The 3,745-nt window shown below is 63.7% G+C and carries 3 protein-coding genes; 1 reads left to right on the top strand and 2 read right to left on the bottom strand.

What is annotated here, in order from left to right:
• A partial coding sequence (locus U9980_RS24560) for a sensor histidine kinase (RefSeq protein ID WP_322770101.1) occupies window positions 1–1,470 on the bottom strand: 1,470 nt, incomplete at its 3' end.
• A gap of 625 nt (window positions 1,471–2,095) precedes the next feature.
• Here U9980_RS24560 and U9980_RS24555 point away from each other — a divergent pair.
• Window positions 2,096–2,788 (top strand): HAD family hydrolase, encoded by a 693-nt coding sequence (locus U9980_RS24555; RefSeq protein WP_322770100.1) that lies wholly within the window; start codon window positions 2,096–2,098, stop codon window positions 2,786–2,788.
• 163 nt (window positions 2,789–2,951) lie between these two features.
• Here U9980_RS24555 and U9980_RS24550 read toward each other — a convergent pair.
• Window positions 2,952–3,745, bottom strand: a 794-nt coding sequence (locus tag U9980_RS24550; RefSeq protein ID WP_322770099.1) for a hypothetical protein, incomplete at its 5' end; no start/stop codon positions are given.

The following is a 3,745-nucleotide window of genomic DNA, read 5'->3' as shown; positions in this document are numbered from 1 at the left end:
GCTTTCGACATGCAATGATCCTCTATGGGCGGCCACCCGGTCATGCATTCCTCGGAGCCCACCGCCGCGGTCTTTCAGCTCGGCCCCACCAGTACCGTCATCCTGAATCTCCACGATCATGGCGTTGTCGACCGATAGCAGTCGAATGGTGATGTGGCTGGCGGCGGCATGCCGCAGCGCATTCCCGACCGCCTCGCTGATGATAAAGAAGGCGGTCTCCTCCACCTTCTCGGGCCACTGGCCCGAACGTGCTTCAATGATCAACGGTATCGGCGACTTCTCGGCGAGGGTGTCGAGCGCCTGCGCCAATCCGTGCATACGGAGTGTCGACGGATACACTCCCTGGGTCACCTCCCGTAGATCCAGGACGGCGTCTTGCACCATGGTATCGAGCTCATGTAACCATTCACGCTCGTTCCCGGTAGCCGCGGTGCGCCTTTGCCCGATTACAATCTTGATTGCGGAAAGGCGATGCTGTGGCCCGTCGTGCAGTTCCGCGCCGATCGTCTTTCGGGTCTGCATCTCGACGTCGACAATACCCTGAAGGTGAGCCCGGTTCTCCACTTGCAGAAGGAGCTGGGCGTTGCGGATGGCGAGCTCGGCGGCTCCCACGAGGGCGTCTAATTTCTCGCGTTGTCGAATATGCTGACTCAGATACGGATCATGTGTGATGGCCGCGAGCGGAGCCGTCGAATCACCGATGTAGGTGATCGCCCGGCTGGTGTCGTCGAGGGGAAGCGGTGCCGGAGCCCCATGAAAATCCACGTAATCGCCCGAGTCTGCGCGTCGATAGTGAAGTGTCAGCGTGGGGTCGACGAGCGCATCGGCGAGCCCGTCGCGTAACCAGCCGTTGTCGTCGGATCCCGCCTGTAGACGACCCAGCAGAATCGATACCTGGCGGTGGCCTATCTGCATCCGCACCGAATTGGTTACAACAGCCAGGCCGAGCATCAGCAGCGCGATCGCGTATGCGACCAACAGTCCACCGACAACGGAAATCGGCGCGTGCGCGAGCTGGGCCAACGATAGGCAGACCAGGACGATGCCGATCATCGCCACTGCAGGCCAGAACAACCCACGCGCATGGCGTAGCGCGGGCGACTCGGTACGCCAACGCTGAACAACCAGGACAACAATGATCGCGATGACGATGACCGCCAGAACGCTGCCGATCGGCGCCCAGACGGAGATTGTCGCGGTGGGTCTGCCCCAGCCCTGGGGTTCCAATGGTCGTTCCGAAATGATCCGCATACCTTGTGTGAAGACAGCGACCCCGTAGCCGACGCTCACGGCCGTTCGCTCGAGTCGGCTCGTGAGGTGACCGTCGGGGGAGGCCAGCAGCACATGGGCGAGTACCACTGCATTGAGATAGAAGAGGCAAAACCCGATCTTGAACAGTACGGTGTTGTGGCTCCACTGCAGGTCCCCCAGATACCACGTGAATCCGACCGCCCACAACAGCCCGCCCATCCGGGCGACCTCGGGCTGTCGTACCCAGACGTACAAGCCAAGAGCTAGAAACACCACGCCCACGGGCTGGATCAGCGGGTCCACCCACCCGGGGAACGGGCTGCCGGTGCGAGGTAAGCGTACTGCGAACGTCGCGAACGCGGCTCCTGCCGCCCCGGCGACCACCGGGCCGACGACCCCGGCAGGCCGCCCCGACCAGACCGGAACGCCGGTTCCGTCGCGAGGGGAGAAGGCCATGTCTCTTGATAAGGTCCCGTCACCCAGGTGTCCAGCGATCTCCCGCGGCGACCCTCGATTCCATGGAAAACCCCTGGGGCAACCGGCGGATTACCAGGTAGGAACCATAGAGGACGGTTGGTACCGTGATCACGGTCAGATGTTGATGTCAACCGGACGTTGATGTCAACGCTGGTCACGGCACCGGTGGCGGCCCGACCCGTCGTGGCCGCCAGCACCATGGTACGAGCAGTACCCGCGGCGAATGGCTGCTTCTGCAAGTGGAGGAAGCGCCCGAGACCGGCATCGTACTCGTCCGTAACGGATCTTGACGTTCTACCTGCTGCCTTTGCAGTAACTGCAAGTGCGGGAGCCGTCCTCCTCAACGTCGCCGTGAGATCATCGCCCCGTGACCGCACCCGCCCTCATCCTCTGGGACGTCGACCACACCCTCCTTGAGATCAAGGGCGTCAGCCGGGAGATCTACGCCCGCGCCTTCCACCTCGTGACCGGCCGGCCCATGGAGCAGTTGGCCGACATGACCGGCCGCACCGAGCGAGCCATCATTATCGAGACCTTGCGGCTCGGCGGGATCACCGACCCGGAGCCCCTGATGCCGGCCTTCTACGAAGCCTTGGGCGAAGCCGCCCAGCAGCTCCAGGACCGAATGCGTGAGTCTGGCCGTGCACTGCCCGGCGCCAGGCAAGCCATCACGGCACTGGTAGCCGGAGGGATCGTGCAGTCTGTCGTAACCGGCAACCTGCGCTCCATCGCCCGGACCAAGCTGGCCGCCTTCGGGCTAACGGATCACCTCGATCTGGAGGTGGGCGGCTACGGCGACGACGACAGCGACCGGGCAGTGCTCGTGCGCCTCGCGGTCAAGCGGTCCGAGACCGCCCACGGCGTGACCTTCCCGCCGGAGCGGGTAGTTGTCCTCGGGGATACCCCACACGATGTGAAGGGCGCCCACGATGCTGGCGTGCGCGCGGTGGGCGTCGCCACCGGCAGCAGCACCGCCCGTGAGCTGGAAGCCACCGGCGCCGACGCCGTGCTTCCACGGCTCACCGACATCACCGCGCTGCGTACGGCGGTCTTCGGCTAACCGCCCAGGCCAGTCGTAGCGAGGCGAAGTCTCTCCCCGAAGTCGCGGGCGGCGTCCAGGCTGCGCAAGCAGCCGTCTCGGTTGCCAACTCCGGGGGCCGCTTTAGACATCAAGGCCGGGTCTGGTTGGATAGGGGCCGGCGCGGAGGTGTCGACGCGAGGGGTTACTGCCGGACGATTTTCCCGGCGACCTGGAGGGTCACGTTCTGCTCGACTACCGGGTCTGGTGTCCCGTTCAATTGCATGATCGTGATCCAACTCTCTACGCGGCCGGACATGATGGAGATCATGTCGAACGTCCAGGTAACGTGGTTGCCGTTGGCGGCGGTCACAGTGACGCCAATGCGTACCGCTATTGTGGCCCCGGCTGGCGTGGTCATACTGTACGCCGAGTCGAGTGTGGCATTCATACCGCCAGCTGACATTGCCTTCTGGAACCCTGGGAAGAAGAGCAGGCCAAGGCATCTGGGTGCCTGCACGTGGCCGAAGAAGGTCCTGTCGCGGATCACCTCGGCCGCTGGGACGATGTACGCATGCGATTCGAGAATGGTCAGTTCGTCGGTGCTCTTGAGGGTCGGGCCGTCCGCCGAGTCGCTTTCGTGGCTTTGGACCTGGGCAACCGGCACTCCGAGGCAGGCCGCGAACTTGGCGTCTGAGTCCTGCGAGTCCGGCGGGCCGTCGGGGGCCGTGTCGCGCACGAGACCAACCGTTTCAATACCTTCGGTCAGCACGTAGTCACCAGCATGAAGGGTGCGCGGCGGTGCCGTTGGAGTTGACGATGCGGACGGCCGTGATGTCGGCACCGGCGATTCGGACGTTGGCGATGTGGGCGATGGTGGTACGGGTGGGACGGTAGTAGGGCGAACAACGTCACTGTTCGTAAAAATTCCCGGGGAATTTGTGAATACTGCTGTCACGGCTGCAGTAATGATCGCGCCGAGAAACGTGGTTAAAATCC

This window comes from Protofrankia sp. Cr1, from assembly GCF_963555865.1.
Lineage (GTDB): Bacteria > Actinomycetota > Actinomycetes > Frankiales > Frankiaceae > Protofrankia.
This window is presented reverse-complemented; position numbering and strand designations above follow the sequence as displayed.